General features: G+C 71.2%; 3 protein-coding genes and 1 pseudogene. All 4 read left to right on the plus strand.

Annotated features, from left to right (window positions below; all coding sequences use genetic code 11):
• Positions 1–1,671, plus strand: a 1,671-nt coding sequence (locus Q0066_RS16410) for a prolyl oligopeptidase family serine peptidase (RefSeq protein WP_298134957.1), incomplete at its 5' end; no start/stop codon positions are given.
• 217 nt (positions 1,672–1,888) lie between these two features.
• On the plus strand, positions 1,889–2,833 hold the full coding sequence (locus Q0066_RS16415) for a sigma-70 family RNA polymerase sigma factor (protein ID WP_298134963.1): 945 nt from the start codon (positions 1,889–1,891) through the stop codon (positions 2,831–2,833).
• A gap of 99 nt (positions 2,834–2,932) precedes the next feature.
• Positions 2,933–4,204 carry a GAF domain-containing protein gene (locus Q0066_RS16420; RefSeq protein WP_298134959.1) on the plus strand — a complete coding sequence of 424 codons (1,272 nt, stop codon included), beginning with the start codon at positions 2,933–2,935 and terminating at the stop codon, positions 4,202–4,204.
• Positions 4,205–4,296: 92 nt separating this feature from the next.
• Positions 4,297–5,033: pseudogene (gene adh, locus Q0066_RS16425) on the plus strand (aldehyde dehydrogenase); the annotation flags it as partial.

Below are 5,033 nucleotides of genomic sequence, written 5' to 3' on the forward strand. Positions count from 1 at the left end.
ACGCGGCTGGCCTGGAGCGAGGACCTGACCGGTGACGAGCGGTACCGGCTGCGGGTGATCGAACTGGCCACCCGCACCGAGCTCGCCGCACCGGAGATCGATGTGGCCGGCGGGGGGTGTTGGTGCGGCGACGACCGACTGGTCTACCTGACCGTCGACCCGGCCTGGCGTCCCGACCGGGTGTGGCTGCACACCCTGGACGGCAGCGCCGACGACGTCCTGCTCTGGCATGAGCCGGACGAGCGGTTCTGGGTGGGCGTGGACGAGTCGCGCGACCGCACCCGGGTGCTGCTGGCGGCCGAAAGCAAGCAGTCCGGCGAGTACCGGCTGCTGGACGTGGCCGACCCGACCGCCGGCGCCCGGGTGGTGGCGCCGCGCCGCCACGGCCTGGAGTACAGCGTCGAGGTCGGCACCGATGCCCTCTACATCGTGCACAACGACGACGCGTCCGAGTTCCAACTGGCCCGGGCGCCGTTCACGGCGTCCGATGTCGACGCGTGGCAGCCGCTGGTGCCGCAACGTCCCGGCGTCCGGATGCTGGGGGTGCAGGCGTACGCCGACTACCTGGTGCTCAGTTCCCGACGCGACGGCCTGCCGCTGATCGAAGTGATCGGGCGCACCCCGGACGGTGGCTGGGGCGAACCTGCGCCGATCGCCTTCGACGAACCGCTGTACAGCGCCGGCGCGTTGTCGGCCGACGATCCGGCCACCGATCGGATCCGGCTGGTGCACGAATCGCTGGTCAGCCCGCGCCGGCTGGACGAGTACCGGCTGGACACCGGCGCCCGCCGCACCCTGAAGCAGAGCGAGGTGCTCGACCATCCGGTGCACGGCGCCTACGACCCCAGCCGCTACGTGCAGCGCCGGGAGTGGGCGATCGCACCGGACGGCACCCGGGTGCCACTGTCGATCGTCCATCGCGCGGACGTCATACCGGACGGCAGCGCCCCCGCCCTGCTCTACGGCTACGGCGCCTACGAGCATTCGCTGAACCCGTGGTTCTCGATCCCCCGGCTCAGCCTGCTCGACCGGGGTTTCGTGTGGGCGATCGCGCACGTCCGCGGCGGCGGCGAACTGGGCCGGGCCTGGTACGAACAGGGCCGGCTGCTGGCCAAGCCCAACACGTTCAGCGACTTCGTCGCAGCCGCCCGGCAGCTGGCCGAATCCGGCTGGACGAGCCCCGACCGGCTGGTCGCCCAAGGCGGCTCGGCGGGCGGCCTGACCATGGGCGCGGCGGTCAACCTGGCCCCGGACGCCTTCCGGGCCATCCATGCCGACGTGCCGTTCGTCGATGCGCTGACCACCATCCTCAATCCGGAGCTGCCGCTCACCGTCACCGAGTGGGAGGAGTGGGGCGACCCGCTGCACGATCCCGAGGTGTACCGCTGCATGAAGGGCTACACGCCCTACGAGAACGTCCAAGCGGCGCGCTACCCGTCCGTGCTTGCCACCACCAGCCTCAACGACACCCGGGTCGAGGTCACCGAGCCCGCCAAATGGGTGGCCCAGTTGCGCCGGACGGTGATCGCCGACGACGCGCGTCCGATCCTGTTGCGCACCGAACTGGTGGCCGGCCACGGCGGTGTCTCGGGTCGCTATCAGGCCTGGCGCGACCTGGCCTTCGAGCTGGCCTGGATCATCGACCAGGTGGCGCCGGAGCGAGCCGAGTAGCCGCCCCTCGGGGGCTGTTCGCGGCCGCGTGGCATCCTGGAAGACGGCACCGGCGCGACCGGATCCGAGGTCGATAGCCTCCGCGGTCGGCGTCCAGGTACGACTACGGTCTTGGTTTGCCTCTCCGGGCTGCGCTCAGGGTTCATTGGGGGCCGTCAACGGAAACATCGTCGCTCGCGCTGCGTTGTACTGATGACGGAGCGAAAGGACACACATGATCTCGACTGCGCACCGCATCCGGAGCACTGACGGAATCGATGGCAAGGACGCCGTTGGCCTGTATCTGGACGGAATCGCCAAGACCGCACTGCTGACCGCCGAAGAGGAAGTCATCCTCGCCAAGCGGATCGAGGCGGGGCTGTTCGCCCGGCAACTGCTCAACGGCACCGTGGATGCCGAGGCTACCCGCCCGCACGGCGCCAGCGCCGAGGAACTCGAACAGATCGCCACCGAGGGTGAGCAGGCGCTGCAGCGCTTCATCACCGCGAACCTGCGGCTCGTCGTCTCGGTCGCCCGCAAGTACGGCCGGGCCCAGATGCCGCTGCTCGACCTGGTGCAGGAGGGCAATACCGGACTGATCCGCGCCGTGGAGAAGTTCGACTACAGCAAGGGCTTCAAGTTCTCCACCTACGCCACCTGGTGGGTCCGCCAGTCCATCTCGCGCGGCATCGCCCAGCAGGGCCGCATCGTCCGGCTGCCGGTGCACGTCGCCGAGCAGGTGAACCAGGTGTCCGCCGTGCGCCGCACCCTGGAGCGCCGCTTCGGCCGCGAGCCGGAACTGGTGGAGATCGCCGACGAGCTCGGCCTCACCGAGGAGCAGGTGATCGACCTGCTGCGGCTGGCCCGCGATCACGTCAGCCTCGACGCCCCGGTCGAAGAGGACGGCGACACCGCGCTCGGTGACCTGCTGGCTCGTGAGATGTCCCCCGGCCCCGACGAGATGGTGCTGGACGCCGAGGAACGCGCCCGCCTGGAAGGCATGCTCTCCACGCTGGACGACCGTTCGGCTGACGTGGTCCGCCGGCGTTACGGCCTGGTCGACGGCCGTCAGGCCAAGCTGGCCGACATCGCCGCCGTCTGGGGTATCACCGCCGAGCGCGTCCGCCAGATCGAGCGGCACGCCATCGCCAAGCTGCGCAGCACCCACGACCTGGCTGCCTGAGACCTCCCGAAACGGAAGCGGCCCGTTCCCCATCCCCCCGGGGCGGGCCGCTTCCTTATGCCCGGACGTTCCTCTGGACGCCGTGACTAAGGTGGGCGCATGGGTGTCCCAGACGCCCCGGGGGCGATGATGCCCGGGCGTGACCAGCCACTGCCCGGCCGTCGGCTGGCCCAGTTGCACGACGCCTTCGTGAGTTCCGGTGCGGTCGCCGACGGCGTCCGGCCGGTGGTGTCGGAGTCGTGGCAACGCAGTGTGCGCAGCGGCGTCGACCCGGAACGTTCGCTGGCCCGGGTCCGGTTGCACTCGGACGCCCTGGCCCAGGCTCGCGAGGCCCATCCGTTGGCCCAGGTATTGCCGCTGGTGCGGCACCTGCTGGTCGACGCCGCCTCCGAGGCGGGCTTCCTGGTGGCGCTCAGCGACGCGGCCGGGCAGCTGCTGTGGGTGGAGGGCGACCACACGCTGCGCTCCCGCGCGGAAGCGATGCACTTCCTGCCCGGCGCCGACTGGAGCGAGGAGTCGGCGGGTACCAACGCGCCCGGCACCGCGCTGGCCGTGGGGCGTCCGGTGCAGATCGTCGGAGCCGAGCATCTGCTGCGGGCGGTCACTCCGTGGAGCTGTTCGGCGGCCCCGATCCGCGACCCGTCGCACGGCGCGATCCTCGGCGTCCTCGACCTCACCGGCGGGCCGCAGAGCGCGACCCCGCAGACCCTGGCGCTGGTCCGGGCCACGGTGGCCGCCGTCGAGGCCGAGTTGCGGTTGCAGCAGCTCACCCTGGGCAGCCGACCAGGCTCCGCCGGGCCGCAGCTGGCCGTCCTCGGCCGGCGCCAGGCGCTGGTGCACGGGGCCGGCCCCGACCAGGAGCTCAGCCTGCGGCACAGCGAGATCATGTTGCTGCTCAGTCAGGCGCCGGACGGGCTGTCCAGCGCGGAACTCGCCGTCGAACTCAGCGACGATCACCTCGCGCAGGTCACCGTCCGGGCCGAACTCTCCCGGCTGCGGGTCGCTCTGCGGCCCGTCGAGTTGCACTCCAAGCCGTACCGGTTGCCGCCGCTGGCCACCGACCTCGCCGACGTCCGGGCCGAACTGGACGCCGGTCGGCTGCGTTCGGCGGTGGCCCACTATCACGGGCCCGTGCTGCCGCTGTCGGGCGCCCCCGGTGTGCTGCGGTTGCGGGACGACCTGCACCACGGGCTGCGCGGACGGCTGCTGGCCGCCGGTGACCCGGACGCCCTGCTCGCCTTCGCCGACACGCCGTTCGGCCGCGACGACCTGGCCGTCTGGGCCCGGGCCGCGGCCGTCCTGCCGCCCTCCTCGCCCCGGCTGTCCGAAGTGCATCAGCACCTCGACGCCCTCGATCTGGCGCTGCGCTGAGCGCCTGCAACCCTGATGCAACGCAGTGTTGCCTAGCCTTTCGGCCACGTGATCGGACCGCCCGGTCGCGGTGCGCAGACAAGGAAGTCTCCATGACCGTTTACGCAGCGCCGAACACCGACGGCTCTCCCGCCAGCTTCAACAGCCGCTACGACCATTGGATCGGCGGCGACTGGAAGGCGCCGGCCAAGGGCGGCTACTTCGAGAATCCGTCGCCGGTCACCGGCCGGCCGTTCACCGAGATCGCCCGGGGCACCGCCGCGGACATCGACGCCGCTCTCGACGCCGCCCACGCCGCCGCGCCCGGGTGGGGGAAGACGAGTGCCGCCGACCGGGCCGGGGTCCTGCTGAGGATCGCCGACCGGATGGAGGCCAATCTCGAGAAGCTGGCCGTTGCCGAGACCTGGGACAACGGCAAGGCCGTCCGCGAGACCCTGGCCGCGGACCTGCCCCTGGCCATCGACCACTTCCGCTACTTCGCCGGGGTGCTGCGTGCGCAGGAGGGCACGATCTCGCAGATCGACAACGACACGGTCGCGTACCACTTCCATGAACCGCTGGGCGTGGTCGGACAGATCATTCCGTGGAACTTCCCGCTGCTGATGGCCACCTGGAAGCTGGCTCCGGCACTGGCTGCCGGCAACGCCGTGGTGCTGAAGCCGGCCGAGCAGACCCCGGCGTCCATCATGGTGCTGATGGAGCTGATCGCCGACCTGCTGCCGCCCGGTGTGGTGAACGTGGTCAACGGTTTCGGCGTCGAGGCGGGCAAGCCGCTGGCGTCGTCCAGCCGGATCGCGAAGATCGCCTTCACCGGCGAGACCACCACCGG

It is taken from the genome of Micropruina sp., from assembly GCF_027492755.1.
GTDB lineage: Bacteria > Actinomycetota > Actinomycetes > Propionibacteriales > Propionibacteriaceae > Micropruina.